Origin of the sequence: Limimaricola cinnabarinus, assembly GCF_002723615.1 — a bacterium.
Lineage (GTDB): Bacteria > Pseudomonadota > Alphaproteobacteria > Rhodobacterales > Rhodobacteraceae > Limimaricola > Limimaricola cinnabarinus_B.
The window spans coordinates 257,744-282,909 of record NZ_KZ304952.1 but is presented as its reverse complement, the minus strand read 5'-3'; the positions used below and the strand labels follow the sequence as shown (position 1 = coordinate 282,909).

General features: G+C 68.0%; 26 protein-coding genes, 1 tRNA gene and 1 riboswitch. Of the genes, 22 read left to right on the top strand and 5 right to left on the bottom strand.

The window, feature by feature from the left end; translation table 11 throughout:
• The 5 genes from lnt to CJ301_RS04555 form a co-directional block, all read left to right on the top strand.
• The coding region (gene lnt / locus CJ301_RS04575) for an apolipoprotein N-acyltransferase (protein ID WP_099274744.1) at nucleotides 1-1,482 on the top strand (1,482 nt) is incomplete at its 5' end.
• Nucleotides 1,483-1,492: 10 nt separating this feature from the next.
• Nucleotides 1,493-1,541, top strand: a riboswitch (SAM-SAH riboswitch).
• Nucleotides 1,542-1,548: 7 nt separating this feature from the next.
• Nucleotides 1,549-2,730 (top strand): methionine adenosyltransferase, encoded by a 1,182-nt coding sequence (metK, locus tag CJ301_RS04570; protein ID WP_099274742.1) that lies wholly within the window; start codon nucleotides 1,549-1,551, stop codon nucleotides 2,728-2,730.
• Nucleotides 2,731-2,920: 190 nt separating this feature from the next.
• Entirely contained in the window at nucleotides 2,921-3,625 is a 705-nt protein-coding gene (gene trmB / locus CJ301_RS04565) for a tRNA (guanine(46)-N(7))-methyltransferase TrmB (RefSeq protein WP_099274740.1), read from the top strand.
• An 81-nt stretch (nucleotides 3,626-3,706) separates the two neighbouring features.
• The gene (aroA, locus tag CJ301_RS04560) at nucleotides 3,707-5,053 is read left to right on the top strand and encodes a 3-phosphoshikimate 1-carboxyvinyltransferase (RefSeq protein WP_099274738.1); all 1,347 of its coding nucleotides are present in this window, start codon (nucleotides 3,707-3,709) and stop codon (nucleotides 5,051-5,053) included.
• A complete protein-coding gene (locus tag CJ301_RS04555) occupies nucleotides 5,050-5,661 on the top strand; it encodes a (d)CMP kinase (protein WP_099274736.1) in 612 nt (203 codons plus the stop codon). Before aroA ends, CJ301_RS04555 begins: the two co-directional genes overlap by 4 nt.
• Nucleotides 5,662-5,670: 9 nt before the next feature.
• Here CJ301_RS04555 and CJ301_RS04550 read toward each other — a convergent pair whose 3' ends face one another.
• Complete coding sequence (locus tag CJ301_RS04550) at nucleotides 5,671-6,360, bottom strand: phosphatase PAP2 family protein (RefSeq protein WP_099274734.1); 690 nt, start codon at nucleotides 6,358-6,360, stop codon at nucleotides 5,671-5,673.
• 341 nt (nucleotides 6,361-6,701) lie between these two features.
• On the opposite strand from CJ301_RS04550, the gene rpsA reads away from it, so the two are divergent.
• From rpsA to CJ301_RS04510, 8 genes are all read left to right on the top strand, one after another.
• Nucleotides 6,702-8,381: a 30S ribosomal protein S1 gene (gene rpsA, locus CJ301_RS04545; protein ID WP_085897096.1), complete on the top strand. Its 1,680-nt coding sequence runs from the start codon at nucleotides 6,702-6,704 to the stop codon at nucleotides 8,379-8,381.
• Nucleotides 8,382-8,593: 212 nt separating this feature from the next.
• Entirely contained in the window at nucleotides 8,594-8,875 is a 282-nt protein-coding gene (gene ihfB / locus CJ301_RS04540) for an integration host factor subunit beta (protein ID WP_085897095.1), read from the top strand.
• Between the two features lie 9 nt (nucleotides 8,876-8,884).
• Nucleotides 8,885-9,250: a lipopolysaccharide assembly protein LapA domain-containing protein gene (locus CJ301_RS04535; RefSeq protein ID WP_099274732.1), complete on the top strand. Its 366-nt coding sequence runs from the start codon at nucleotides 8,885-8,887 to the stop codon at nucleotides 9,248-9,250.
• A 2-nt stretch (nucleotides 9,251-9,252) separates the two neighbouring features.
• Nucleotides 9,253-9,891, top strand: a complete 639-nt coding sequence (locus tag CJ301_RS04530) for a phosphoribosylanthranilate isomerase (protein ID WP_099274730.1) — start codon at nucleotides 9,253-9,255, stop codon at nucleotides 9,889-9,891.
• 52 nt (nucleotides 9,892-9,943) lie between these two features.
• Complete coding sequence (locus CJ301_RS04525; RefSeq protein WP_099274728.1) at nucleotides 9,944-10,273, top strand: tryptophan synthase subunit beta; 330 nt, start codon at nucleotides 9,944-9,946, stop codon at nucleotides 10,271-10,273.
• A gap of 61 nt (nucleotides 10,274-10,334) precedes the next feature.
• A complete protein-coding gene (gene trpB / locus CJ301_RS04520) occupies nucleotides 10,335-11,561 on the top strand; it encodes a tryptophan synthase subunit beta (RefSeq protein WP_099274726.1) in 1,227 nt (408 codons plus the stop codon).
• A 93-nt stretch (nucleotides 11,562-11,654) separates the two neighbouring features.
• Entirely contained in the window at nucleotides 11,655-12,065 is a 411-nt protein-coding gene (locus CJ301_RS04515; RefSeq protein ID WP_099274724.1) for a hypothetical protein, read from the top strand.
• Nucleotides 12,066-12,235: 170 nt separating this feature from the next.
• Entirely contained in the window at nucleotides 12,236-12,862 is a 627-nt protein-coding gene (locus CJ301_RS04510) for a DUF7282 domain-containing protein (RefSeq protein ID WP_162620417.1), read from the top strand.
• Between the two features lie 72 nt (nucleotides 12,863-12,934).
• On the opposite strand, the gene CJ301_RS04505 is transcribed toward CJ301_RS04510, so the two are convergent.
• The 3 genes from CJ301_RS04505 to CJ301_RS04495 all read right to left on the bottom strand — a co-directional run bounded on the left by CJ301_RS04505 (nucleotide 12,935) and on the right by CJ301_RS04495 (nucleotide 14,837).
• Complete coding sequence (locus CJ301_RS04505) at nucleotides 12,935-13,303, bottom strand: DUF2237 family protein (RefSeq protein WP_099274720.1); 369 nt, start codon at nucleotides 13,301-13,303, stop codon at nucleotides 12,935-12,937.
• An 81-nt stretch (nucleotides 13,304-13,384) separates the two neighbouring features.
• Nucleotides 13,385-14,098 (bottom strand): aminoacyl-tRNA hydrolase, encoded by a 714-nt coding sequence (pth, locus tag CJ301_RS04500; RefSeq protein ID WP_099274718.1) that lies wholly within the window; start codon nucleotides 14,096-14,098, stop codon nucleotides 13,385-13,387.
• Nucleotides 14,099-14,198: 100 nt separating this feature from the next.
• Complete coding sequence (locus tag CJ301_RS04495; protein WP_099274716.1) at nucleotides 14,199-14,837, bottom strand: 50S ribosomal protein L25/general stress protein Ctc; 639 nt, start codon at nucleotides 14,835-14,837, stop codon at nucleotides 14,199-14,201.
• Between the two features lie 168 nt (nucleotides 14,838-15,005).
• Between CJ301_RS04495 and CJ301_RS04490 the strand changes: the two genes are divergently transcribed.
• From CJ301_RS04490 to CJ301_RS04480, 3 genes are all read left to right on the top strand, one after another.
• A complete protein-coding gene (locus tag CJ301_RS04490) occupies nucleotides 15,006-16,166 on the top strand; it encodes an MFS transporter (RefSeq protein WP_254050068.1) in 1,161 nt (386 codons plus the stop codon).
• 129 nt (nucleotides 16,167-16,295) lie between these two features.
• Entirely contained in the window at nucleotides 16,296-18,092 is a 1,797-nt protein-coding gene (locus tag CJ301_RS04485; RefSeq protein ID WP_099274714.1) for an ABC transporter transmembrane domain-containing protein, read from the top strand.
• Nucleotides 18,093-18,241: 149 nt separating this feature from the next.
• Entirely contained in the window at nucleotides 18,242-20,143 is a 1,902-nt protein-coding gene (locus tag CJ301_RS04480) for an acyl-CoA synthetase (protein WP_099274712.1), read from the top strand.
• A gap of 160 nt (nucleotides 20,144-20,303) precedes the next feature.
• On the opposite strand, the gene CJ301_RS04475 is transcribed toward CJ301_RS04480, so the two are convergent.
• A tRNA-Thr gene (locus CJ301_RS04475) sits at nucleotides 20,304-20,378 on the bottom strand.
• Between the two features lie 151 nt (nucleotides 20,379-20,529).
• Here CJ301_RS04475 and CJ301_RS18960 point away from each other — a divergent pair.
• The 6 genes from CJ301_RS18960 to CJ301_RS04450 all read left to right on the top strand — a co-directional run bounded on the left by CJ301_RS18960 (nucleotide 20,530) and on the right by CJ301_RS04450 (nucleotide 25,166).
• The gene (locus tag CJ301_RS18960) at nucleotides 20,530-20,679 is read left to right on the top strand and encodes a hypothetical protein (RefSeq protein ID WP_173812321.1); all 150 of its coding nucleotides are present in this window, start codon (nucleotides 20,530-20,532) and stop codon (nucleotides 20,677-20,679) included.
• Between the two features lie 5 nt (nucleotides 20,680-20,684).
• Nucleotides 20,685-21,950 carry a UDP-N-acetylglucosamine 1-carboxyvinyltransferase gene (murA, locus tag CJ301_RS04470; protein ID WP_099274710.1) on the top strand — a complete coding sequence of 422 codons (1,266 nt, stop codon included), beginning with the start codon at nucleotides 20,685-20,687 and terminating at the stop codon, nucleotides 21,948-21,950.
• Complete coding sequence (locus tag CJ301_RS04465) at nucleotides 21,947-22,420, top strand: DUF2948 family protein (RefSeq protein WP_099274708.1); 474 nt, start codon at nucleotides 21,947-21,949, stop codon at nucleotides 22,418-22,420. The genes murA and CJ301_RS04465 overlap by 4 nt, the downstream gene beginning before the upstream one ends.
• Before the next feature lie 81 nt (nucleotides 22,421-22,501).
• On the top strand, nucleotides 22,502-23,812 hold the full coding sequence (gene hisD / locus CJ301_RS04460; RefSeq protein ID WP_099274706.1) for a histidinol dehydrogenase: 1,311 nt from the start codon (nucleotides 22,502-22,504) through the stop codon (nucleotides 23,810-23,812).
• Nucleotides 23,809-24,705 carry a GIY-YIG nuclease family protein gene (locus tag CJ301_RS04455; protein ID WP_099274704.1) on the top strand — a complete coding sequence of 299 codons (897 nt, stop codon included), beginning with the start codon at nucleotides 23,809-23,811 and terminating at the stop codon, nucleotides 24,703-24,705. The genes hisD and CJ301_RS04455 overlap by 4 nt, the downstream gene beginning before the upstream one ends.
• Complete coding sequence (locus tag CJ301_RS04450; RefSeq protein WP_099274702.1) at nucleotides 24,702-25,166, top strand: UPF0262 family protein; 465 nt, start codon at nucleotides 24,702-24,704, stop codon at nucleotides 25,164-25,166. Before CJ301_RS04455 ends, CJ301_RS04450 begins: the two co-directional genes overlap by 4 nt.

Sequence of the window (25,166 nt, the reverse complement as noted above, 5' to 3'; positions counted from 1 at the left end):
CGCGCGGCCCGGCCCTGGCCGCGGGCCGCGGCCGCCGGGCTCGCGGGCCTTGTCGGCGCGCTGGGCCTCGCGCCATGGGGGTTGTGGTGGCTGAGCCTGCCGGCGGTCGCCCTCGCCTTGGTGCTGCGCGGCCATGCCACGACGCGGGGCGGCGCCTTCCTGACCGGCTGGGCCTTCGGCGCGGGCTGGTTCGGACTTGGCCTGTCATGGATCGTCGAGCCGTTTCTCGTCGATGTCGCGCGGCATGGCTGGATGGCGCCTTTCGCGCTGCTGTTCTTGGCTGGCGGTCTGGCGCTGTTCTGGGGCGCGGTCTTCGCCGCCGCGCATCGGCGGGGCGCGGCGCTTCTGGTGGCGCTGTGGATCGCGGCCGAGATGGCGCGCGGCGTGGTCTTCACCGGTTTCCCATGGGCCATGCCCGGCCATGTCTTCATCGACACGCCGGTGGCGCAGCTCGCCGCGCTCGGCGGCGCGCCGCTGCTGACGCTGATCGCGCTGGGCCTGCCCGTGGCGGCGCTGGCGATCGGGCGCAGCCTGTGGCTCGCCGTGCCCGCCTTGGCCTGCATGGCTGCGTGGGTCGCGCTCGATCCCGGCCCCGCGCCCGTGCCTGCGCCGGACGCGCCCGTGGTGCGGCTGGTGCAGCCCAACGCGGTGCAGGCCCTGAAATGGGACCCGGACTGGCTGCCGGTGTTCCACGAGCGGCTGATGTCGCTCACCGGGCAGGGGGACGTGCCCGCTCTCGTCGTCTGGCCCGAAACCGCGCTGCCCTGGCTGCTCGACCAGTCGGGCGAGGCACTGGCGCAGGGCGTGGCGGCGGCGCGCGGCGCGCCGCTTGCGCTCGGCATCCAGCGGCGCGAAGGCGCGCGCTACTACAATTCGGCCATCGTGGTCGATGCGGATGGCGCGATCGCCTCGCTCTACGACAAGTCGCATCTCGTGCCTTTCGGCGAATACGTCCCCTTCGGCGAGACCGCCGCGCGCTTCGGCATCCATGGCTTGGCGGCGAGCGAGGGCGGCGGCTACACGCCGGGGCCGGGGCTGCACCCGGTCTCGGTGCCGGGCATCGGGCTGGCGCTGCCGCTGATCTGCTACGAGGGGATCTTCGCGCGCGAGATCAACGACGCCACCACCACCGGCGCGCTGCGGCCGCGGCTGATGCTGCTGATGACCAATGACGCGTGGTTCGGTCATGTCTCCGGCCCCTACCAGCATTTCGCGCAGGCGCGGCTGCGCGCGATCGAGCAGCGCATGCCGATGGCGCGGGTCGCCAATACCGGCGTCTCGGGCATGATCGACGCGATGGGGCGCGTCACCGCGCGGATCGGTCTCGACGAGATGGGCGCGGTGGATGCGGCGCTGCCGCCGCGCGGGGCGGCCCCGGCCTATGCGCGCTGGGGCGATGCGCCGATGCTGGCGCTGCTGCTGGCGCTGGGACTGGCCGGTATGCGGCGAAACCGGCTTGACCGGGGGCGGGCCGGGGCGTAGCGAAACCGGATTCTCGACACAACGGCTTCCTGGCGTGTCGGGTAAAACTCAATGGAGCGCCTCCCCATGTCCCGCAAGAACTACATCTTCACCTCCGAATCGGTGTCCGAGGGGCATCCCGACAAGGTCTGCGACCGGATCTCCGACGCCGTGCTCGACGCGCTGCTCTCCGAGGAGCCCGAGGCCCGCGTCGCCTGCGAGACCTTCGCCACGACCAACCGCGTCATCGTCGGCGGCGAGATCGGGCTGAAGGATCAGGGGCGGCTTGCCGATGTGCTCGGCGGGGTCGAGGGGATCGTGCGCGACTGCATCCGCGACATCGGCTACGAGCAGGACGCCTTCCACCACCGCGATGTCGAGGTGACGAACCTCTTGCACGCGCAGTCGGCGCATATCGCCCAAGGGGTGGATGCCGCCCAGGACAAGGAAGAGGGCGCTGGCGATCAGGGCATCATGTTCGGCTATGCCTGCCGCGAGACGCCCGATCTCATGCCCGCACCGATCCACTATGCGCACCGCGTGCTCAAGCGGCTGGCCGAGGCGCGCAAATCGGGCGCCGAGCCGACGCTGCGCCCCGACGCCAAGAGCCAGATCTCCCTGCGCTACGAGAACGGCATGCCCGTGGGCGTCACCTCGATCGTGCTCTCGACCCAGCATTCGGACGAGGGCCAGACCAGCGCCGACATCCGCGCCATCGTCGAGCCCTATGTGCGCGAGGTGCTGCCCGAGGGCTGGATTACCGACCAGACCGAATGGTGGGTGAACCCGACGGGCAGGTTCGTGATCGGCGGGCCGGATGGCGACGCCGGGCTGACGGGCCGCAAGATCATCGTCGACACCTATGGCGGCGCGGCCCCGCATGGCGGCGGCGCGTTTTCGGGCAAGGACCCGACCAAGGTCGACCGCTCCGCCGCCTATGCCGCGCGCTACCTCGCCAAGAACGTGGTCGCCGCCGGGCTGGCCGCGCGCTGCACGATCCAGCTTTCCTATGCGATCGGCGTCGCCCGGCCGCTGTCGATCTATGCTGACACCCACGGCACGGGCGAGGTCTCCAATGTCGAGATCGAGCGGGCCATCGCGGGGGCGATGGACCTGACCCCGCGCGGCATCCGCACGCATCTGGGGCTCAACCGCCCGATCTATGCGCGCACGGCGGCCTACGGCCATTTCGGCCGCGCGCCCGAGGAGGATGGCGGCTTTTCGTGGGAGCGCACCGATCTCGGCGCGGCGCTCAAGCGCGGGCTGTAGGCAGGCAGCACCCGACGGGAAGCGCCGCGCCGGGCGGTGGCGTCGCGTTTGCGTATTTGAAGAAAGATGAACCATGGGGCGCGCCCCTGGGGGTTCATCTTTCCGAAAATACGCATGGCGACCGGCAAGGGCCGCCGCGCGCCATAGGGAGATGTTGCGCCACGGCCCGGCCCGCGCTAACCCGCCCGCCATGACAAAAGGCTCGCACCCCACCGGCGCCCCGTGGCGCAACTTCTATGGCCGGATTCACGGCAAGACCCTGCGCCCGACGCAGAAGGATCACCTCGAAAACGATCTGGGCGCGCTCTCGCCCGGCCCGGTCGGCTGGGACGAGAACCCCGAGCGCGAGAAGCTCGATCTCGGCGCGCGCTTCGGCGGCAAGCCGGTCTGGCTCGAAATCGGCTTTGGCGGCGGCGAACATCTCGTCCACATGGCCAGGAGCAACCCGCAGATCGCGATCATCGGGGCCGAGCCCTATATCAATGGCGTCGCCATGCTCCTGGGCAAGATCCGCGACGCGGGCGTGGACAACATCGCCGTGCATCCCGGCGACGTGCGCGATCTCTTCGACGTGCTGCCGGGTGGCAGCGTCGAGAAGGCGTTCCTGAACTATCCCGATCCCTGGCCCAAGGCGCGCCATCACCGCCGCCGCTTCGTCACGCAGGAGCATCTGGAGCCCCTGATGCGCGTGCTGGCCCCCGGCGCGGAGTTTCGCGTGGCGACCGATATCGAGGACTACGTGCGCCAGACGCTCGAAGAGGTGCCCGCTGCGGGGTTTGTGCGCGTCGATCACCCCGATGACGAGGCCTGGGCCGACTGGCCCTCGACCCGCTACGAGCAAAAGGCTTTGCGCGAGGGACGACGCCCGCATTACCTGACCTTTCGCCGGCCCTGAACCAACGCGCGCCGGGCGAGGGGCGTGGACGCTGCCGTCGCGTCGGTCTAGGAACGGGCGAGCAATTCACGAGGTGCCCCGATGTCCGGCCATGGCGATCCGATCCCGATGATGTCCCAGCGCGGCCCCGCGCTTTGCGGCGAGGCGCATGTCCCCGGCGACAAGTCGATCAGCCACCGCAGCCTGATCCTGGGCGCGATGGCGGTGGGCGAGACGAAGATCGAGGGGCTGCTCGAAGGGCAGGACGTGCTGGATACGGCCAAGGCGATGCGCGCCTTCGGGGCCGAGGTGACCGATCACGGTGAGGGCCGCTGGTCGGTCCACGGCGTCGGCGTGGGCGGTTTCGCCGAGCCCGCGGGCGTGATCGATTGCGGCAATTCGGGGACCGGGGTGCGGCTGATCATGGGGGCGATGGCCACCACGCCGATCACCGTGACCTTCACCGGCGACGCCTCGCTCTGCTCGCGTCCCATGGGCCGGGTGACCGATCCGCTGGCGCTGTTCGGTGCGAAGGCCGAGGGGCGCGAGGGTGGACGTCTGCCGATGACGATCACCGGTGCAGTCGAGCCGATGCCGGTGCGCTATACCGTGCCGGTGCCCTCGGCGCAGGTGAAGTCGGCGGTGCTGCTGGCGGGATTGGGCGCGCCGGGCAAGACCGTGGTGATCGAGACCGAGGCCACGCGCGATCATACCGAGCGGATGCTGGCGGGCTTCGGGGCCGAGCTGACGGTCGAGGAAAGCGGGGAGGGCCGGGTGATCACGCTGACCGGCCAGCCCGAGCTGCGCCCGCAGCACATCGTGGTGCCGCGTGATCCGTCCTCCGCCGCCTTCCCGGTCTGCGCCGCGCTGATCGCCGAAGGCTCGGACGTGCTGGTGCCCAATATCGGCCTGAACCCGACCCGGGCGGGCCTCTTCGAGACGCTGCGCGAGATGGGCGCGGATCTGACCTATGAAAACCCGCGCGAGGAGGGCGGCGAGCCGGTGGCCGATCTGCGGGCAAGGTTTTCGCCGAACATGAAGGGCATCGAGGTGCCGCCCGCCCGCGCGGCGAGCATGATCGACGAATACCCGGTGCTCTCGGTCGTCGCGGCCTTTGCCCAAGGGCCCACGGTGATGCGTGGCGTGAAGGAGCTGCGCGTCAAGGAAAGCGACCGGATCGATGCGATGGCGCAAGGGCTGCGCGCCGCGGGTGTCGAGGTCGAGGAGGGCGAGGATTGGTGGATCGTCCATGGGCGCGGGCAGGGCAATGTCCCCGGCGGCGCCACGGTGGAAAGCCGGCTCGATCACCGCATCGCCATGTCCTTCCTCGTCATGGGGCTGGCCACGACCGAGCCGATGCGCGTCGATGATGGCGGCCCCATCGCGACCTCCTTTCCGGTGTTCGAGCCGCTGATGACGGGGCTTGGCGCAAAGGTGGGGCGGGCATGATCTTTACCGTCGCCATCGACGGCCCCGCCGCCGCCGGCAAGGGCACCGTGGGCCGCGCCGTCGCCGCGCATTTCGGCTTTGCGCATCTCGACACCGGGCTGCTCTACCGCGCCGTGGGCGCGCTGGTGCTCAAGGGCGCGGAGCCGGTCGCGGCGGCGCGCGGGCTGGTGCCCGAGGCGCTGGAGCAGCCGGGCCTCAGAAGCCCCGAGGTGGCGCAGGCCGCCAGCGAGGTCGCGGTGATCCCGGAGGTGCGCGCGGCGCTTCTGGATTTCCAGCGTGGCTTTGCCCGGCGCGAGGGCGGCGCGGTGCTCGACGGGCGCGACATCGGCACGGTGATCTGCCCCGAGGCCGAGGCCAAGCTCTTCGTCACCGCCAGCGCCGAGGCGCGGGCCGGGCGGCGGCTGGCCGAGCTCATCGAGGCGGGGCTCGACGCCAGCTTCGATGGCGTCCTGGCGGATGTGCGCGCGCGCGACAGGCGCGATTCCGAGCGCGCCGAAGCACCGATGAGGCCCGCCGAGGACGCCTATGTGCTCGACACTTCGGATCTCAGCATCGAGGACGCGGTGGCAAAGGCGGTGGCGCGGGTGGCGGCGCGGCGGCCCGCCTGACTGATCGGCCTAGCCGATCGTGATGTCCTTGACGAAGCTCAGCAGCGCGCGCGAGGTGTCGAACATGGTGGCAAGCTGCTGCGTGGCCAGGAACAGCAGCGGGTAGCTCAGCCCCGGCCGTGCCTCGAGCCACGCCAGCAGACCGCCTTCCAGAAAGACCCGGCGCAGCAGCGGCACGAGGATCAGCGCCGTGGCCGTGCCGATCGTGGCGCCGACGAGGATGTCGCTCGGCCAGTGAAAACCGAGCACGATCCGGGGAAGGCTGATCAGGACGAGCGCGTGAAACAGCGCCGCGATCCCCCATCCCCGGTGCACCAGCAAAATGCCCACCCCCAGGGCGAAATACATCACCGCGTGATCGCTGGGCATGGAGCTCCACCCGTCGAGCACATCGGCCTCGAGCCCCGTCGCGAGGGTCACGTCATGGCCGCGTGTATGGATGGGCCGCGCGCTGTAGGGCAGGGTCAGGGCCAGTATCCGCCCCAGCGCAAGGCTGATGATGGAGGCCGTCAGCACGCCGGCGAGGCCGGCCCGGCGCCGGGCCATGTCGCTTCCGGGAATCATCCAGAGCCGCCAGATCACCAGCATGACCGGCACGCCCTTGAGCAGGGTGTTGCCCATCAATTGCAGGATTATGAGATCAACCGTCGGGTTCGCGCCAATGAAGCCGTTCAAGAGCAGAGAGTAGTCGTAATCCACGCAATTCCTGACTGGCTGTTGGTCCCGGGATCTCGGAAGGGGGCATTGGGCCGAAAATCTCCGGCAGGTTGAAAATCCCCGGCAGGTTGAGGATTGTCAAATCCTAGTTACCTCGCCCCGCTTGCATGCCGCGCGCCTGCGGCTTGATCCGTGGCGCCGATCGCACTATAGACGCAGGCGTCGAAGGGCGGCGCGCGTCACGCGCGCGAGCAGGACGAGGCAGGGTCGGCATCACCGGCCCTCGTCGCGTTGGTCCGTTCCTTTCGGCGGAATCGAATCCAAAGACCGGCGGAGACAACCGCCTGGCCCGTATAGCGACTTACAAAGGAAAAACTGACCGCATGTGCGCTAAAGCATCCATGGAGGAATTCGAAGCCCTCCTGAACGAAAGCTTCGAAATCGACACGCCGTCCGAGGGCAGCGTCGTCAAGGGCCGCGTTCTCGCCATCGAGGCGGGCCAGGCCATCATCGATGTCGGCTACAAGATGGAAGGCCGCATCGATCTCAAGGAATTCGCCAACCCCGGCGAGCAGGCCGATCTCAAGCCCGGCGACGAGGTCGAGGTCTTCCTCCGCCAGGTCGAGAACGCCCGCGGCGAAGCCGTCATCTCGCGCGAGATGGCCCGCCGTGAAGAGGCGTGGGACCGTCTCGAGAAGGCCTATGCCGACGAGGAGCGCGTCGAGGGCGCCATCTTCGGCCGCGTCAAGGGTGGCTTCACCGTCGATCTCGGCGGCGCCGTGGCCTTCCTGCCCGGCTCCCAGGTCGATGTGCGCCCCGTGCGCGACGCGGGCCCGCTCATGGGTCTCAAGCAGCCGTTCCAGATCCTCAAGATGGATCGCCGCCGCGGCAACATCGTGGTCTCGCGCCGCGCGATCCTCGAAGAGAGCCGCGCCGAGCAGCGCGCCGAGGTCATCGCCAACCTGCACGAAGGCCAGACGGTCGACGGCGTGGTCAAGAACATCACCGAATACGGTGCTTTCGTTGATCTCGGCGGCGTCGACGGCCTGCTGCACGTCACCGACATGGCGTGGCGCCGCGTGAACCACCCCTCGGAGATCCTGTCGATCGGCGAGACCGTCAAGGTCCAGGTCATCAAGATCAACAAGGAAACCCACCGCATCAGCCTCGGCATGAAGCAGCTGCAGGACGATCCGTGGGATTCGGTGGAAGCCAAGTTCCCGATCGAGAGCGTGCACACCGGCCGCGTGACCAACATCACCGACTACGGCGCCTTCGTGGAGCTGGAGCCGGGCGTCGAGGGTCTGGTCCACGTCTCCGAAATGAGCTGGACCAAGAAGAACGTGCACCCCGGCAAGATCGTCTCCACCTCGCAGGAAGTGGAAGTGATGGTGCTCGAGATCGACAGCGCCAAGCGCCGCGTCTCGCTCGGCCTGAAGCAGACCCAGCGCAACCCGTGGGAAGTCTTCGCCGAGACCCACCCCGAGGGCACCGAGGTCGAGGGCGAGGTGAAGAACATCACCGAGTTCGGCCTGTTCGTCGGCCTGCCGGGCGACATCGACGGCATGGTCCACCTCTCCGACCTGACCTGGGAAGGCCGGGGCGAGGACGTGATCGGCGACTTCCGCAAGGGCGACGTCGTGAAGGCCAAGGTCACCGAGGTCGACATCGAGAAGGAGCGCATCTCGCTCTCGATCAAGGCGATGGACGGCGACCCGTTCGCTGACGCCATCGGCGGCGTGAAGCGCGGCTCGATCATCACCGTCGAGGTGACCAAGATCGAGGATGGCGGCATCGAGGTGACCTATGAGGGCATGAAGTCCTTCATCCGTCGCTCCGACCTGTCGCGCGACCGCGCCGAGCAGCGCCCTGAGCGCTTCGGCGTCGGCGACAAGATCGACGTGCGCGTGACCAATGTCGACAGCAAGACCCGCAAGCTGGGCCTGTCGATCAAGGCGCGCGAGATCGCCGAAGAGAAGGAAGCGGTCGAGCAGTACGGCTCCTCCGATTCGGGCGCCTCGCTGGGCGACATTCTCGGCGCCGCCCTCAAGGGCGACCGCTGATAACGGCCGGGGCTGCTCCAGGCCCCGGTCACGAGATCGGCCCCGCCTTCCGGAATCGGAGGGCGGGGCCTTTTCGTGAACGAAGTGCGAAAACCGTCCCCTTTGATTTGACTGCACTATTTAACGGAACCCCCGGAGGGCCTATAGTCTTCCTGTCACAGGTCCGTGACGCTCCGATTTCAGGGGCGTCGGCCGGGCGAGAGGGGGCGCAGATGATTCGATCCGAACTGATCCAGAAGATCGCGGATGAGAACCCGCATCTCTATCAACGCGATGTGGAAAAGATCGTGAACACCATATTCGACCGGATCACCCAGGCCATGGCCGAAGGCAACCGGGTCGAGCTGCGCGGTTTCGGGGCCTTTTCGGTCAAGAAACGCGACCAGCGGCTGGGCCGGAACCCCCGCACCGGCGAGGCGGTCGAGGTCGAGGAAAAACACGTCCCCTTCTTCAAGACCGGCAAGCTGTTGCGCGACCGGCTCAATGGGAAATAGAACCACGTCATGAGAGCTCTTCGTACCGCCTTCTGGGGCATCGTGGCCATCGGCCTCGTCATCCTCGGCCTCGCCAATCGCGGCATGGTCACCTTGCGCGTTCTGCCCGAGGGGCTGAGCGGGCTGTTCGGCGTCTCGCCCGATCTCGACATGCCGCTTTACGCGGTAATCCTGATCGGCGTGGCGCTCGGCCTGCTGATCGGCTTCATCTGGGAATGGCTGCGCGAGCACAAGCACCGCTCGGAGGCGCGCAAGCGCGCCCGCGAGGTGAACCGGCTCGAGCGCGAGGTCGACCGGCTGCGCCATGAAAAGCACGAAGGCGGCGACGACGTGCTCGCCCTCGTCGATGCGCCGGCCACGCCCGCGCGCGCCTGACGATGCCTGTCTCCGTCAAGATCTGCGGCCTGTCCGACAAGGCCGGGCTCGAGGCCGCCGTGGCGGCGGGCGCGCGCTATGTCGGCTTCGTCTTCTTTCCGAAATCGCCGCGCGCGGTGACGGTCGAGCAGGCGGCCGCGCTGGCGCTCGAGGTGCCGATGGGCATCGCCAAGGTCGCGCTCGTGGTCGATGCCGATGACGCGACGCTCGACGAGATCGTCGGCGCCGTGCCGCTCGACATGCTGCAGCTGCATGGCCGCGAGACCCCCGAGCGGGTGGCCGAGATCCGCGCGCGCTACGGCCTGCCGGTGATGAAGGCGGTGGGCGTGGCTTCCAAGGCCGATCTGGCCGCGCTCGACAGCTATGCCGCCGTGGCCGACCAGATTCTCGTCGATGCCAAGGCGCCCGCCGGAGCGGCGCTTCCGGGCGGCAACGGGCTGGCCTTCGACTGGCGGCTGATCGCCGGGCGGCGCTGGCCGGTGCCATGGATGCTCGCGGGCGGGCTGACGCCCGGCAATCTCGCCGAGGCGATCGAAAAGACCGGCGCGCGGCAGGTCGATGTCTCCTCAGGCGTGGAAAGCGCGCCGGGCGCCAAGGACGCGGCGCTCGTCGCCGCGTTTCTCGACGCCGCGCGCGGCTGAACCGCGCGCGAGGGCGATTGCCCCGGCGCGCGGGCTGTCCTACATGCCGTCCATGAACAAATCCGTCGACCACGAGCGTGAGAAGGCCAGGCTGCGTCGACAGATGCGGGCGATGACCGGCGGCTCGCCCAAGCTGCATGGGCTGACCGAGCGGCTGATGGCCGACCGGGCGCGCTGGATCCGCATTCCGGCGGGGGTTCTGCTCATCCTGGGCGGTTTTGCCGCGATCCTGCCGATCTTCGGGCTGTGGATGCTGCCCATCGGCCTCGCGCTGCTGGCGGTGGACCTGCCGATGCTGCGGCCGGGGGTCAACACCGCGCTCATCCGCGGACGCCGCTGGAGCGGCGGCATGCTGCGCCGCTGGCGCGACCGCAACGACTGAGCCCTTTACCGCCTCGCGCGGCAAGGATACTCCGGGGGCCGAACACGAGGAGGCCCAGCGCATGGCGGACGATCTCATCAACAGCTTCATGGCCGGGCCCGACGAGGGCGGCCGCTTCGGCGATTTCGGCGGGCGCTTCGTCTCCGAGACGCTGATGCCGCTGATCCTGTCGCTCGAGGCCGAATACGAAAAGGCCAAGACCGATCCGACCTTCTGGGCCGAGATGGACGATCTGTGGACCCATTACGTCGGTCGCCCCAGCCCGCTCTACTTTGCCGAGCGGCTGACCGAGCATCTGGGCGGCGCGAAGATCTACCTCAAGCGCGACGAGCTGAACCACACCGGCGCGCACAAGATCAACAACGTGCTGGGCCAGATCATCCTCGCCCGCCGGATGGGCAAGACCCGGATCATCGCCGAGACCGGCGCCGGCCAGCACGGCGTCGCCACCGCGACGGTCTGCGCCAAGTTCGGCCTGAAATGCGTGGTCTACATGGGCGCGCATGATGTCGAGCGGCAGGCGCCCAACGTGTTCCGCATGCGGCTTCTGGGGGCCGAGGTGGTGCCCGTCACCTCCGGGCGCGGCACGCTCAAGGATGCGATGAACGACGCGCTGCGCGATTGGGTCACCAATGTGCGCGACACCTTCTACTGCATCGGCACCGTGGCCGGCCCGCACCCCTATCCGGCGATGGTGCGCGACTTCCAGTCGATCATCGGCAAGGAGGTGCGCGACCAGATGCAGGCTGCCGAGGGCCGTCTTCCCGATACGCTGGTCGCCGCGATCGGCGGCGGCTCGAACGCGATGGGGCTGTTCTTTCCGTTTCTCGACGACCGCGAGGTGAACATCATCGGCGTCGAGGCGGGCGGCAAGGGCGTCTCCGCGAAGATGGAGCATTGCGCCTCGCTGGTCGGCGGCCGCCCCGGCGTGCTGCATGGCAACAAGACCTATCTTCTGCAGGATGATGACGGGCAGATCCTCGAAGGCCATTCGATCTCGGCCGGGCTCGACTATCCCGGCATCGGCCCCGAGCACGCCTGGCTGCACGAGATCGGCCGCGCGCAATACGTGGCGATCACCGATGACGAGGCCCTGGAGGCGTTCAAGCTTTCCTGCGCGCTCGAAGGGATCATTCCCGCGCTGGAGCCGAGCCATGCGCTGGCGCAGGTCATGAAGACCGCCCCCGGCCTGCCGAAGGATCACCTTCTGGTGATGAACATGTGCGGCCGCGGCGACAAGGATATCTTCACCGTGGCCAAGCATCTGGGCGTCGACATCGCGACCTGAGCCCGCCGATCACGTTTATGTGATCCCGGCGCGGTGAACGGAGTTGTCGGATGACACGTTGGGCAGCGAACTCACAATCTGAGAGGATACGAGATGCTGAACAAACTGACTGCTGCCGCCGCCACGACCGCATTCGTCCTCGGCGCTTCGACCGCCGTCGCCCAGAGCATTCCCTTCGCCGAAGTCGACACCGACGGCGACATGATGCTCTCGAATGACGAGCTGGTCGCGGCCTTCGGCGCCGATGGTGCGGCGATCCTCATGGAGGATGACACCGACGGCGACATGATGCTGAGCGTGCAGGAGATTCGCATCGCGACGGATATGAGCATGCAGGACGATGTCGCTTCGCCCGAAGCGCGCGCCGAATCCGACGATGCCGAGGATCCGGACTACCGCGATTCGACCGAAACGACCCTTCAGCCGAACGACACCGAGACCGAGGGCTTCCTCGAAGAGGGCGAAGACCCGATGGGTGAGGGCGACGAAGACGACGGTCAGTAAGACCTCTCCTCGCTTCGTGCGAAAGCCGGCCGGACAGCAGTCCGGCCGGCTTTTTCGTGTTTGGCCGGTCCTGATTTCCGATCACGCGAGAGACACACCCATGTGTTGCAATGTAACGAACCTGAATGACTTGAGCGTGTTGCCCCTCCGAATTCATATTGGAGACCAACATGCTCAAGATCTTTACCGGTGCCGCTGCACTGACCGCTCTCATGGCCGGTGGTGCCATGGCGCAGGACGACACGATGATCATGGTCGACGACACGATGCAGATGTCGATGATGGACGGGCAGACCAACGTAACCTTCCCGCGCATCGCGACGCGCCAGGACGGCTACATCGTGCTGCACGCCGTAGATGATGGCGCGCCGGTCGTGCCCGAATCTCTGGCCCACACCATGGTGATGGCGGGTGAGAACGCCGATGTCACCGTGACGATCCCCGCGGCGCTCGCTGCTGGAACCGAGCTGGTCGCGATGCTGCATGTCGAAAGCAACGGCAACGGCGTCTATGATTTCGGACCGGGGATGACCGATGTCGATACGCCGGTCATGGCGAATGGCGCGCCGGTGACGGCGATGTTCACCGTGCCCGAGGGCCTGGTGATGCATTCGGCCGATGACATGGATGGCATGGTGGCGTCGCCCGAGGCGCGTGCTGAATCCGACGATGCCGAAGACCCGGATTATCGCGACTCCAACGAGCGGACCCTTCAGCCGAACGACACCGAGACCGAGGGCTTCATCGAGGAAGGCGAAGACACGGACGGCGCAGGCGACGAGGATGACGGCCAGTAAGCCGCCGGTTGCCAGGCGCTCTATCGCATGATCGGCCCCGGTCGGACCCATTCCGACCGGGGCCCTTTCGTGTCATTCCGCCTGCGCCTTGAGCACCTCGATCGGGACGATCTCCAGCGCACGGGCATGGGTGGCAGCAAGATGGACGCGCGGCGCGCAGCCTTCGTCATGCGCCTGCGCAAAGCGGCCCGCGCACAGGCACCAGCGATCCCCGGGCTTGAGCCCGGCAAAGCCGAATTCGGGTCGCGGCGTGCTCAGGTCGTTGCCGACATATTTCGAATAAGCGAGGAACTCCGCGGTCATCACCGCGCAGACCGTATGGCTGCCCGCATCCTCATCGCAGGTGTTGCAATGGCCGTCGCGGAAAAAGCCGGTCAGGGGGTCGGTGGAGCAGGGCGCCAGCGCGCCGCCCAGGACATTGATTTTCTCATCCATCTTCATGCGGGTCTCCACGGGGCGACGTGCGCCTGATCGTCATGGGCCGGTGCCGGTCCGCCACGATCTCGCCGTGACGCCTCCGGCTCATCTGAAACGGTCCGCCAGCTTTTGCAACGGTGAGCGGTCGTCAGCTTCCTCTGCCGCGGCAGGCGACGGGGCGGTCTTTGTCGCCGCGCCTTTCGGCTCGACATCCTTCGCGCCTCCGCCCTTCGACCCGCCCCCCGAGCGGGGCGGGTTCAGCCGGAGCGCCACGGCGTTGAGAAACCGCGCATCATCGCCCGCCGCCAGCGACGCGGCACCGTCGGAGATGCCGCGCAGCATGTCGTCGAGCCAGGCCTCGTCGGCCTTGGCGAAATCCTTGAGCACGTAGCCCGGCACCGCGTCCTTGTGGCCGGGATGGCCCACGCCCATGCGCACCCGGTCGTAATGCGGGCCGAGATGCTGGTGGATCGAGCGCAGCCCGTTATGGCCCGCATGGCCGCCGCCCGCCTTGGTCTTGAGCCGCCCCGGCGCGAGGTCGATCTCGTCGTGAAAGACGGTGATGTCGGTGCTGTCGATCTTGTGAAAGCGCGCGGCCTCGCCGACCGACTGGCCCGAGAGGTTCATGAAGGTCATGGGCTTGAGAAGCAGCACCTTTTCGGAGCCGAGCCGCCCCTCGGCGATCTCGCCCTGGAACTTCGCGCGCCACGGCGCAAAGCCGTGATCGGCGGCGATCCGGTCCACGGCCATGAAGCCGATATTGTGACGGTTCTGGGCGTATTTGCCGCCCGGGTTTCCAAGTCCGACGAAGAGTTTCATGGCCCGCAAGCTAGCGCGCGGCGCCGGGCGGGACCAGTGGGGCCGGACGCAAAACGGGGCCCCGAAGGGCCCCGTTTCATCGGCATGGTCGCAAAGGCGATCAGGCGTCGTTCTGCTCGGTCGCCTCGACCTCGTCGGCGGCCTCTTCCTCTTCGGCGGCCGCGGCCAGCTTCGAGGGGGCGGAGATGTTGGCGATCACGAAATCGCGGTCGATCGTCGGCTTGGCGCCGGCGGGCAGCTCGACATCGCTGATGTGGATCACGTCGCCGATCTGCTTGCCGGTCAGGTCGACCACGATCTGCTCGGGGATCTCGCCGGCGAGCACGTTGAGCTCGACCTCGGGGCGGACCACGGTGAGCACGCCGCCGCGCTTGATGCCGGGCGCTTCCTTGTGGTTCTCGAACTCGACATGGATGAACAGGCTGATCCGCGTGGTGCGGCGCAGGCGCAGCAGGTCCACATGGGTCGGCAGGTCCTTGACCACGTCGCGCTGCACCGAGCGCGCGATGACGCGCACGTCGTCCTGGCCCTCGACCTTGAGGTTGAACAGCGTCGACAGGAAGCGGCCCGCCTTCAGCTTCTTGATCAGCGCGTTGTAGGGCAGGTTGATGGGCAGCGGATCGACGCCGCCGCCATACACGATGCCCGGAACGAGGTTCTCGCGACGTGCCTGACGAGCGGCCCCCTTGCCTGTCCCCGTGCGTGCCGTGGCGACGAGATCCGGAATCTCTTTGGCCATTGGTAAGTCCTTTCAGGTGATGGGCCATCCTCCAAGGGTGTATGGCCCGATTCAGAACCTGTGCCCTTAGCGCCGAATCCCCCGCTTGGAAAGGCCTGCATGGGCAGAAAACGGCGCATGGACGCCGCGTCTCTGGACCTTGTGCGCGCGCCATGTCACCTCCGTGCCATGTCGATCCGTTCCGCCCTTTTCCTGACCCGCGCGCCGGGCGCCGCCTTCCTCGTCATGGGGCTCTACTGGGGCGTCTTCGCCGCGCATGTCCCGGTGTTCCGCGACAGGCTCGGGGTGGAGGACGCGACCTTCGGCCTCTTGCTGCTCGGCTCTTCGGTCGGGCTGATCCCGACGATGTGGCTCGCGCCGCTGTTCGACCGCGCCTTGCGGCGCGCCGCGCTTCCCGTCGCGGCGGGGCTTCTGGCGCTGGCCTGGGTCACGCCCGCGCTGGCCACGACGCCGCTGGTCTTCGCGTCGGGCATGGTCGGCGTCGGTCTCGCCTCGGGGCTGTGCGACGTGGTGATGAACGCGCGGGTGAGCCAGATCGAGGCGCAATCGGGCCGCTCCTTGATGAACGCCAATCACGGGCTGTTCTCGCTGGCCTACGGCCTCGCCGCGCTGGCCTCTGGCGTGACGCGCGAGGCGGGGCTGCCGATGCTCGCGGTGTTCGGCGGGATGGGGGCGGTGACGCTGCTTCTCCTGCCGCTTCTGTCGCGCGCGCCCGCCCCGGCGGTGGTGCCGGAGGAGGGGGCTGCGGCGCGGCTGCCGCTCTGGCCGGTGGTGCTGTGCGGGCTCATCGTGATGATCGCCTTTCTGAGCGAGGCCACGGTCGAGAGCTGGTCGGCGCTGCATATCGAACGGACGCTGGGCGGCGGCGCGGCGCAGGGCGCTCTGGGGCCCGCGCTTCTGGGCCTGACCATGACGCTGGGGCGCTTTGGCGGGCAGGCGCTGGCCGAGCGGCTCAGCGAGACGGCGGTGATCCGCATGGCGGCGCTGGTCTCGGCCCTCGGCACGGCCCTCGCGGCGATGGCCCCGGTGCCGATGGTGGCCTATCTGGGCTTTGCGATCACGGGGCTGGGCATTTCGGTGATCGGGCCGATGGGGCTGGCGCTGGCGGGCCGCATGGTTGCGGCGCATCAGCGCGCGCAGGCGATCGCCCGCGTCGCGGTCATCGCGTTCTGCGCCTTCCTGATCGCGCCGGTGCTGATGGGTGGGCTGTCGCAGGCGCTCGGCCTGCGTGCGGCCTTCGGCGCGGTGGCGCTGCTCTTGCTGATGATCCTGCCGCCGGTCATGGCGCTGCGCCGCCGGGCCGCCGCCCCGGTCGCCGCGCCCGCCTGACCGGGCCTGAGTCGGCCCTGATCGGGCCTTGTTTCGGCCAGGGCCCGCGCGCCCGCCTGAAGCGCATCGCTTGTGATGCAGCAGCGCGGGGTCTAGACAGCCTTGGCAATAATTCCAGCGAGGCAGGCGATGGCCCGATCCCCCAAGACCAGTGACGAGGACCGCGCCAGGTCGCGCGATGTCGGGGCGCTCAAGGCGCTCTGGCCCTTTCTGGCGCCCTACAAGGGGATCATGGCGCTTGCCATCGCGGCGCTGGTGCTGACCGCCTGCGTCAGCCTTGCGCTGCCGCTCGCCGTGCGCCGGGTGGTCGACAATTTCGAGATCGACACCGGCACGCTGCTCGATCGCTATTTCGCCGTGGCACTGGCCATGGCGGCGCTGCTCGCGCTGGGGACGGCGGCGCGCTACTACCTCGTCACCCGGCTGGGCGAACGGGTGGTGACCGACATCCGCAAGGCGGTCTTCGCGCGGATGGTCGGCATGAGCCCGGCCTTCTACGAGCGTATCATGACCGGCGAGGTGCTCAGCCGGATCACCACCGACACCACGCTGATCCTGTCGGTGATCGGCTCCTCGGCTTCGGTGGCGCTGAGGAACCTGCTGATCCTCGTGGGCGGGCTGGTGCTCTTGTTGCTGACCTCGGCCAAGCTGACCGGTCTGGTGCTCCTGATCGTGCCGGCGATCATCGTGCCGATCGTGGTGCTGGGCCGACGGCTGCGCGAGCTTTCCCGCGAGAACCAGGATTGGATCGCGGCCTCCTCGGGCAATGCCTCCGAGACGCTTCTGTCGGTGCAGACGGTGCAGGCCTACAGCCACGAGGCGCGCAGCCGGGCGCGCTTCAACGAGGTGACCGAGAAGAGCTTCGCCGCCGCGCGCCGCCGGATCGGCACGCGGGCGCTGATGACGGCGATCGTCATCTTCCTCATCTTCGCGGGCATCGTCGGCGTGCTGTGGATCGGCGCGCGCGACGTGAATGCGGGCGCGATGACCGTGGGCGCGCTGGTGCAGTTCGTCATCTACGCGGTGATGGTGGCGGGCGCGGTCGGCGCGCTGACCGAGATCTGGGGCGAGCTGCAGCGCGCCGCCGGCGCCACCGAGCGGCTGGTCGAGCTTCTGAACGCAGAAGACAGCCTGCCCGAACCCGCGCAGCCGCGCCCGCTGCCCGAGGCACGCGGCGAGATCGCCTTCGAGGATGTCTCCTTTTCCTACCCCTCGCGCCCCGATGTCTCGGCGCTCGATCATGTCTCCGTCACCATCCGCCCCGGCGAGACGGTGGCGCTGGTCGGCCCCTCGGGGGCGGGCAAGACGACGATGATCCAGCTCTTGCTGCGGTTCTGGGAGCCGGCCACCGGGCGGGTGCTGCTCGATGGCATCGATCTGCGCGAGATGTCCCGCCCCGATTTCCGCCGCCAGATGGCGCTGGTGCCGCAGGACCCGGTGATCTTTGCCGACACCGCGCGCGAGAACATCCGCTTCGGCCGCCCCGACGCCAGCGACGAGGAGGTCGAGGCCGCCGCCCGCGCCGCCGCCGCGCACGAGTTTCTCATGGCGCTGCCGCAGGGCTATGACAGCCAGGTGGGCGAACGCGGCGTGATGCTTTCGGGCGGGCAGAAGCAGCGCATCGCCATCGCCCGCGCGATCCTGCGCGACGCGCCGGTGCTGCTCCTCGACGAGGCGACGAGCGCGCTCGACGCCGAAAGCGAGCGGCTGGTGCAGCGCGCGGTCGACCGGCTGGCCACCGGGCGCACCACGCTGATCGTGGCGCACCGGCTGGCCACGGTGAAGAAGGCCGACCGCATCCTCGTCTTCGAAGGCGGGCGGATCGTGGCCGAGGGCAGCCATGAGGACCTCGTCGCCGGGGGCGGGCTCTATGCCCGGCTGGCGCGGCTGCAATTCACCGACGGGATGGCCGAGGCGGCGGAGTAGAGCCGGAATACCACTTGGGCGGGAAAACCCTTGCACGCTCCGGGGTTTCGCGGCGTCATGCTTGCGTGACGCGAAGGTCAGGCCCGATGCTCCGGGCAGGGATGGAGCCGCGCGCGGCACAGGAACGAAACCGACAGGGAGGAACGGGAATGGGCTTTGCGGGCAAGGTCGATTGCATGGCGATCGAGGCCGAGGGCAGCTGGGAGGCGCAGGGGCAGCCCAAGACCACCCATGGGTTGCTGGAGCGGACGGCCAAGGCGTTTGCGGATCGCCCGGCGCTGAGCTTCCAGCTCCTGTCGGACCCCAAGGCCCGCGCCGAGACGCTGAGCTGGCGCGAGCTGCACGAGAAATCGGCCCAGACCGCGAACCTGCTGCGCGAGCTCGGCGTCGGCGAGACCGACGTGGTGGCCTATCTTCTGCCCAACTGCTCGGAGGTGATCCTGAGCTATCTCGGCGGCCAGATCGCGGGCGTGGTCAACCCGATCAACCCGCTGCTCGATGCGGGCCAGATCGGCGCGATCCTGCGACAGACCAACGCCAAGGTGTTGATCACGCTCAAGGCCTTTCCCAAGACCGACGTGGCGCAGAAGGCGGCCGAGGCGGTGGCGCTTGCCCCCAATATCGAGACGGTGCTCGAGGTCGACCTGCACCGCTACCTGACCGGGGTGAAGAAGCTGATCGTGCCGCTGATCCGGCCCAAGGTCGAGGTGCGCCACAAGGCGCGCGTGCTCGATTTCAACCGCGAGATCGCCAAGCGCCCGACCAGCCTCGCCTTTACCGACAGCGAAGGCGACCGGGTCGCGGCGCTGTTCCATACCGGCGGCACCACCGGCATGCCCAAGGTGGCGCAGCACTACTATTCAGGCATCGTCTACAATGGCTGGCTCGGCGCGCGGCTGATGTTCTCGGACCGCGACAACATCATCTGCCCCTTGCCGATGTTCCACGTCTTCGCCGCGATCGTCATCATGGGCTCATCGCTGGCCTCGGGCGCGCATGTGATCCTGCCCACGCCTGCGGGCTATCGCGGCGACGGGGTGTTCGACAATTTCTGGAAGCTGGTGGAGCGATGGAAGGTCACTTTCGTGATCACCGTGCCGACCGCGATCTCGGCGCTGATGCAGCGCCCCGTCGATGCCGACATCTCGACGCTGAACCTCGCCTTCTCGGGCTCGGCGCCGCTACCGGTGGAGCTTTACAAGCGCTTCGAGGAGGCCGCGGGCGTCACCATCTGCGAGGGCTACGGGCTGACCGAGACGACCTGCCTCGTCTCGATCAATCCGCCCGACGGCGAAAAGAAGGTGGGCTCCGTGGGCGTGCCCTTTCCCTACACGCGGGTGCGCATCATCGATCCCAACAGCGGCGAGGACTGCCCGCCCGACACGGTGGGCGAGATCTGCGTGGCAAGCCCCGGCGTGTCGCGCGGCGGCACCTATACCGATCCGGCCAAGAACAAGGATCTCTACTGGCCCGGAGCCGAGCATGAGCAGGAATTCCTGCGCACCGGCGATCTGGGGCGGATCGACCCGGACGGCTATGTCTGGATCACCGGCCGGGCCAAGGACCTGATCATCCGCGGCGGCCACAACATCGACCCCGCCGAGATCGAGGAGGCGCTCGCCGCCCATCCCGCCATCGCCTTCGCGGGCGCCATCGGCCAGCCCGACGCCCATGCGGGCGAGGTGCCTTGCGTCTATGTCGAACTGGTCGAGGGGGCCGAGGTAAGCCACGAGGCGCTGCTCGATTACGCGCGCGAGCATGTGCCCGAGCGGGCGGCGCGGCCGCGCCATCTCGAGATCCTGCCCGAGCTGCCGAAGACGGCGGTGGGCAAGATCTTCAAGCCGGCGCTGCGCAGGCTGGCGATCGCGCGCATCTACGACGAGGCCCTGGCCACGGCCGGGGTGGCCGCCGAGGTGGCAGAGGTGGTCGAGGACAGCCGCCGCGGCCTCGTCGCCAAGATCCGCCGCACCGGAACAGCGACACAGGCCGACGCCGCAAAGGCGCTGGGCGCCTTCACCCGCCCCTGGGACTGGATCGGCGACGCGGGCTGAGCCTTCGGCGCCTGGCACCACGAACGAAAAGGCCCCCCGCCCAACTGGCGCGGGGCCTTTTTCCTGGTGAAAACGGCCTCGGCTGCCGCCGGCCTCCGCGAAGGCCGCGCGCATGCACCGCGCGAGGGCGCGGGCCAGAAAGCTCGATGTCGGGGGAAGATGGTGCTGCAGGAGAGGATTGAACTCTCGACCTCACCCTTACCAAGGGTGTGCTCTACCACTGAGCTACTGCAGCATCTCGTCTGGGCGGGCTTTTACTTGTCTGTGCGGTGAGCGCAAGCGGAAATTCTGCAGATTGACGCAAGGGCCTGCGATTGCCCGCCGAGAGCCGAACTTCGAACGCCTTGAACTGGACGCAATGGGGCGGGAACGCTATCTGCGCTAGCATGAAGACACCCCGTCAAGACCCGCCCCGCGCGGCCGATCGCCAGGACCGCCTCAAGGCGGCCCTCAAGGCCAACATCGCCCGCCGCAAGGCGCAGGCTCAGGCCCGCGCGCGCGATGCGGACGCCGATGACGAGCAAGAGAAAGAGTAGCAGGCATGGATTCGATCATCGTACGCGGCGGCAGCGAGCTGCGCGGCCAGATTCCGATCGCCGGCGCCAAGAACGCCTGCCTCGCGCTGATGCCCGCCACGCTGCTCTCCGAAGAGCCGCTGACGCTCACCAACGCGCCGCGCCTGTCGGACATCCGCACCATGACGCAGCTGCTGGAATCGCTCGGGGCCGAGGTCTCGTCGATGCAGGGCGGCAAGGTCATCGCCATGTCGACGCATGATCTCGCCTCGACCCGGGCCGATTACGAGATCGTGCGCAAGATGCGCGCCTCGAACCTCGTGCTCGGGCCGCTCCTGGCGCGCGCGCATGAGGCGGAGGTCTCGCTGCCGGGCGGCTGCGCCATCGGCGCGCGCCCCATGGACATCCACATCGAGGCGCTGACCGCGCTGGGCGCGGAGATCGAGCTGAAGGACGGCTACCTGCACGCGCTGGCGCGCGGCGGGCTTCGGGGCGGGCGCGTGCCGCTGCGCTTTGCCTCCGTGGGCGCGACCGAGAACGTGCTGATGGCCGCGACGCTGGCGCGCGGCGGCACGGTGATCGAGAACGCCGCGCGCGAGCCCGAGATCGTCGATCTCGCCCGCTGCCTGCGGGCGATGGGCGCGCAGATCGAGGGCGAGGGCACATCGACCATCGAGGTGCAGGGCGTCGACCGGCTGGGCGCCGCGACGCACCGCGTCGTCACCGACCGGATCGAGCTTGGCACCTACATGCTGGCGCCGGCCTTCACCGGCGGCGAGGTCGAATGCCTCGGCGGCAAGCTCGAACTGATCGGCGCCTTTTGCGAGAAGCTCGACGCGGCGGGCATCGACGTGACCGAGACCGAAGCCGGTCTCAAGGTGCGGCTGCGCGGCGACCGGCCGCGCGCGGTCGACGTGACGACCGAGCCCTTCCCCGGCTTTCCGACCGATCTGCAGGCGCAGATGATGGCGATGCTCTGCACCGCGCAGGGCACCTCGCGGCTCGAGGAGAAGATCTTCGAGAACCGCTTCATGCATGCGCCCGAACTGGTGCGCATGGGCGCGCGGATCGACGTGCAGGGCGGCCATGCCACCGTCACCGGCGTCGACAAGCTCAAGGGCGCGCGGGTGATGGCGACCGACCTGCGGGCGAGCGTGTCGCTGATCCTCGCCGGGCTGGCGGCCGAGGGCGAGACGATGGTGAGCCGCGTCTATCACCTCGATCGCGGCTATGAGCATGTCGAGGAAAAGCTCGGCGCGGTGGGGGCGAAGATCGAGAGGGTGACGGAATGAGCGAGATGCGCGACGCGACATTCGAGGAGGGCGCGCAGCGCCCCTTGCGCCTCAAGGCGCTCGACGGCGACGACGTGCAGGTGATCTCGGCGCTGGTGCAGGATTCGGTCCTGCCCGCCTCCGAGATGTCCTGGCGCAAGAGCGAGCGGCGCTTCGGCCTGCTGCTCAACCGCTTTCGCTGGGAAGACCCCGCCACCACGCGCGAGGCCGAGCGCGTGCAGGCGGTGCTGTGCATCGAGAACGTGATGGCGGTGCGCAGCCAGGGGCTCGACCCCAAGGACCGCGACACGGTGCTGTCGATCCTCGCGCTGGTCTTCGAGCCGGGCGAGGACGGGGCCGGAACGCTGCGGCTGATCCTCGCGGGCGATGGCGAGATCGCCGTGGATGTCGAGGCGCTGGAGGTGATCCTGCGCGACGTGACCCGGCCTTACGGCGCGCCCTCGGGCAAGGCGCCGAAGCACCCGGAGTGACCGGCGCGGGCGGCTTGCGGCAACTGGACGGTTGAGCAGGGGGGCGGGCAGGTCTATGCCCGATCCCCGAAGGAGACCGCCATGCCGCACCGCCTGTCCAGCACCGATACCGATTTCGAGACCCGCTTTTCCGCGCTTTTGACCATGAAGCGCGAGGACAGCCCCGATGTGGACGACGCCGTGGCCGCGATCATCGCGGATGTGCGCGCGCGCGGCGATCTGGCGCTGGTCGATTATACCTCGCGCTTCGACCGGCTGACGCTTCCGGCGGAGCGGCTGCGGTTTTCGCCTGAGGAGATCGAGGCGGAATGCGCTAAGGTGTCGGAGGAGGATCGCGCGGCGCTGGAACTCGCCGCCGAACGCATCCGCGCCTATCACGCCCGGCAGATGCCCCGCGACGAGAGCTGGACCGACGAGACCGGCGCGATGCTCGGCTGGCGCTGGACGCCCGTCTCGGCGGCGGGGCTCTACGTGCCGGGCGGGCTTGCCTCCTATCCCTCCTCGGTGCTGATGAACGCGGTGCCGGCCAAGGTGGCCGGCGTCGAGCGGCTTGCCGTCACCGTGCCGACACCCGACGGTGTCGCCAACCCGCTGGTGCTGATGGCCTGCCGCATCGCCGGGGTGGATGAGATCTACCGGCTGGGCGGCGCGCAGGCGATCGCGGCGCTGGCCTATGGCACCGAAACGGTCGCGCCGGTCGACAAGATCACCGGCCCGGGCAACGCCTTCGTCGCCGCCGCCAAGCGCCGGGTCTTCGGCCGGGTCGGCATCGACATGATCGCGGGGCCTTCCGAGATCCTCGTCATCGCCGATGCCGACAACGATCCCGACTGGATCGCGCTCGACCTTCTGTCACAGGCCGAGCATGACGAGAGCGCGCAGTCGATCCTGATCACCGATGATGCGGCGTTCGGCGACAAGGTGGCGGCGGCGGTCGAGGCGCGGCTTGAGACGCTGGAGCGCCGCGCCATCGCCGGGGCGAGCTGGCGCGATTTCGGCGCCATCGTCACGGTGCGCGATCTCGACGAGGCGGCGCGGCTCGCCGACCGGGTCGCCGCCGAGCATCTGGAGCTCTGCGTCGCCGATCCCGAGGCCTTGTCGGAGAAAATCACCCATGCGGGCGCGATCTTTTTGGGGCACTGGACGCCGGAGGCGATCGGTGACTACATTTCCGGACCCAACCACGTCCTGCCCACGGCACGCTCGGCGCGGTTTTCCTCTGGGCTTTCGGTGATGGATTTTCTGAAGCGCACCACATTGTCGAAGATGACGCCCGCGGCACTGGCCGCGATCGGCCCCGCCGGCGCGCGGCTCGCGCGGGCCGAAAGCCTCGAGGCGCACGGGCTGTCGCTCACCGCGCGGCTTGAAAAGCTGAACCGGGGGGAGGCATGAGCCAAGGGCGTTCTCTCGAACTGTATTTTGTCGATGGGCGGCCGGACGGCCTTCTAACCGCCGAAGTATTCAACTGGACTGGTCATATCTTAAGTGCTCCGCGTATCCAGTTGAGAGAGGCTTTGGAGCGTCCGGAAGCAAAGTATACTGGAGTTTATCTGCTCCTCGGTGACGACGAGGATGGCAGAATTGCTTATGTGGGAGAGGGCGAAAGCATCTCTGAGCGCATTAGAAGCCATGATGCAAAGAAGGAGTGGTGGAGCAACGTGGTCATGATCACCACAAGTTCTGATAGCCTTCACAAAGCTCATGTGAAGTATCTTGAGTCTAGATTGGTGGAAATTGCCCGTGAAGCCGCGCAGGTACGGCTCGAAAATGGGAACACGCCACCCCGCTCAAGCCTGTCGGAAGCAGGCCAAGCCAATATGGAAGAATTCATAGAAACCTTACGTATGGTTTTGCCCGCTCTGGGGATAGATTTGCTGCAAGTTCAGAAGCGTTCGGCGCGCTATGGTAGCGAGACCACAGACGCATCAACACCTCCAATATGTTTCTCCCTTTCGGCACCTCAAGTGGGGATTGTGGCCACTGCCCGATTGGAGGGTGCAGAATTTATTGTAAGGCAAGGATCAGAAGCGCGACCTCGTTGGGTTGGGCAAGGTGGGCATGTTGCGTCTTATGCAAAGCTGCATGCTCAATTATGCCAGTTGGGCATTTTGAAGGTAGAAGGCGACAAAGCCATATTTACTGAGCACTATGCTTTCTCCAGTCCATCTGCAGCTGCGGCGGTCGTCTTGGGACGTCCTTCGAACGGCCGCACGAAATGGAAGCGATCTGAAACTGGGCAAAGTTACGCCGACTGGGAAGCGGAACAAATCGGAGCGGACGCATGACCCGCATCGCCGAGATCCGCCTCGACGACGCGGGCCAGCCCGCGCCGACGCCCGAGATCGAGCAGGAGCGCCGCGTCGCGGTGTTCGACCTGCTCGAGGAGAACAGCTTCTGCCTGCCGGGCCGCGATGCCGGGCCCTATCATCTCGGCCTCGCGATCCGCGAAAGGCGGCTGGTCTTCGACGTGGCGACCGCGCAGGGGGAGCACGCGGCTGAGTTTCACCTTTCGCTCGGGCCGTTCCGGCAGGTGGTGAAGGATTACTTCCAGATCTGCGAAAGCTATTACGACGCGGTGAAGACGCTGCCGCCGAGCCAGATCGAGACGATCGACATGGCGCGGCGCGGCATCCACAACGAGGGCGCGCGGGTGCTGCAGGAGCGGCTCGAGGGCAAGGCCGAGGTCGATACCGATACGGCGCGCCGGCTCTTCACCCTCATCTGCGTGCTGCATTTCGGGGCCTGA

Bases quoted from the DNA above. Each gene is read 5' to 3' on its own strand.
- metK (WP_099274742.1), top strand. From the start codon at position 1,549: ATGTCCCGCAAGAACTACATCTTCACCTCCGAATCGGTGTCCGAGGGG.
- trmB (WP_099274740.1), top strand. From the start codon at position 2,921: ATGACAAAAGGCTCGCACCCCACCGGCGCCCCGTGGCGCAACTTCTAT.
- aroA (WP_099274738.1), top strand. From the start codon at position 3,707: ATGTCCGGCCATGGCGATCCGATCCCGATGATGTCCCAGCGCGGCCCC.
- CJ301_RS04555 (WP_099274736.1), top strand. From the start codon at position 5,050: ATGATCTTTACCGTCGCCATCGACGGCCCCGCCGCCGCCGGCAAGGGC.
- rpsA (WP_085897096.1), top strand. From the start codon at position 6,702: ATGTGCGCTAAAGCATCCATGGAGGAATTCGAAGCCCTCCTGAACGAA.
- ihfB (WP_085897095.1), top strand. From the start codon at position 8,594: ATGATTCGATCCGAACTGATCCAGAAGATCGCGGATGAGAACCCGCAT.
- CJ301_RS04535 (WP_099274732.1), top strand. From the start codon at position 8,885: ATGAGAGCTCTTCGTACCGCCTTCTGGGGCATCGTGGCCATCGGCCTC.
- CJ301_RS04530 (WP_099274730.1), top strand. From the start codon at position 9,253: ATGCCTGTCTCCGTCAAGATCTGCGGCCTGTCCGACAAGGCCGGGCTC.
- CJ301_RS04525 (WP_099274728.1), top strand. From the start codon at position 9,944: ATGAACAAATCCGTCGACCACGAGCGTGAGAAGGCCAGGCTGCGTCGA.
- trpB (WP_099274726.1), top strand. From the start codon at position 10,335: ATGGCGGACGATCTCATCAACAGCTTCATGGCCGGGCCCGACGAGGGC.
- CJ301_RS04515 (WP_099274724.1), top strand. From the start codon at position 11,655: ATGCTGAACAAACTGACTGCTGCCGCCGCCACGACCGCATTCGTCCTC.
- CJ301_RS04510 (WP_162620417.1), top strand. From the start codon at position 12,236: ATGCTCAAGATCTTTACCGGTGCCGCTGCACTGACCGCTCTCATGGCC.
- CJ301_RS04505 (WP_099274720.1), bottom strand. From the start codon at position 13,303: ATGAAGATGGATGAGAAAATCAATGTCCTGGGCGGCGCGCTGGCGCCC.
- pth (WP_099274718.1), bottom strand. From the start codon at position 14,098: ATGAAACTCTTCGTCGGACTTGGAAACCCGGGCGGCAAATACGCCCAG.
- CJ301_RS04495 (WP_099274716.1), bottom strand. From the start codon at position 14,837: ATGGCCAAAGAGATTCCGGATCTCGTCGCCACGGCACGCACGGGGACA.
- CJ301_RS04490 (WP_254050068.1), top strand. From the start codon at position 15,006: ATGTCGATCCGTTCCGCCCTTTTCCTGACCCGCGCGCCGGGCGCCGCC.
- CJ301_RS04485 (WP_099274714.1), top strand. From the start codon at position 16,296: ATGGCCCGATCCCCCAAGACCAGTGACGAGGACCGCGCCAGGTCGCGC.
- CJ301_RS04480 (WP_099274712.1), top strand. From the start codon at position 18,242: ATGGGCTTTGCGGGCAAGGTCGATTGCATGGCGATCGAGGCCGAGGGC.
- CJ301_RS18960 (WP_173812321.1), top strand. From the start codon at position 20,530: ATGAAGACACCCCGTCAAGACCCGCCCCGCGCGGCCGATCGCCAGGAC.
- murA (WP_099274710.1), top strand. From the start codon at position 20,685: ATGGATTCGATCATCGTACGCGGCGGCAGCGAGCTGCGCGGCCAGATT.
- CJ301_RS04465 (WP_099274708.1), top strand. From the start codon at position 21,947: ATGAGCGAGATGCGCGACGCGACATTCGAGGAGGGCGCGCAGCGCCCC.
- hisD (WP_099274706.1), top strand. From the start codon at position 22,502: ATGCCGCACCGCCTGTCCAGCACCGATACCGATTTCGAGACCCGCTTT.
- CJ301_RS04455 (WP_099274704.1), top strand. From the start codon at position 23,809: ATGAGCCAAGGGCGTTCTCTCGAACTGTATTTTGTCGATGGGCGGCCG.
- CJ301_RS04450 (WP_099274702.1), top strand. From the start codon at position 24,702: ATGACCCGCATCGCCGAGATCCGCCTCGACGACGCGGGCCAGCCCGCG.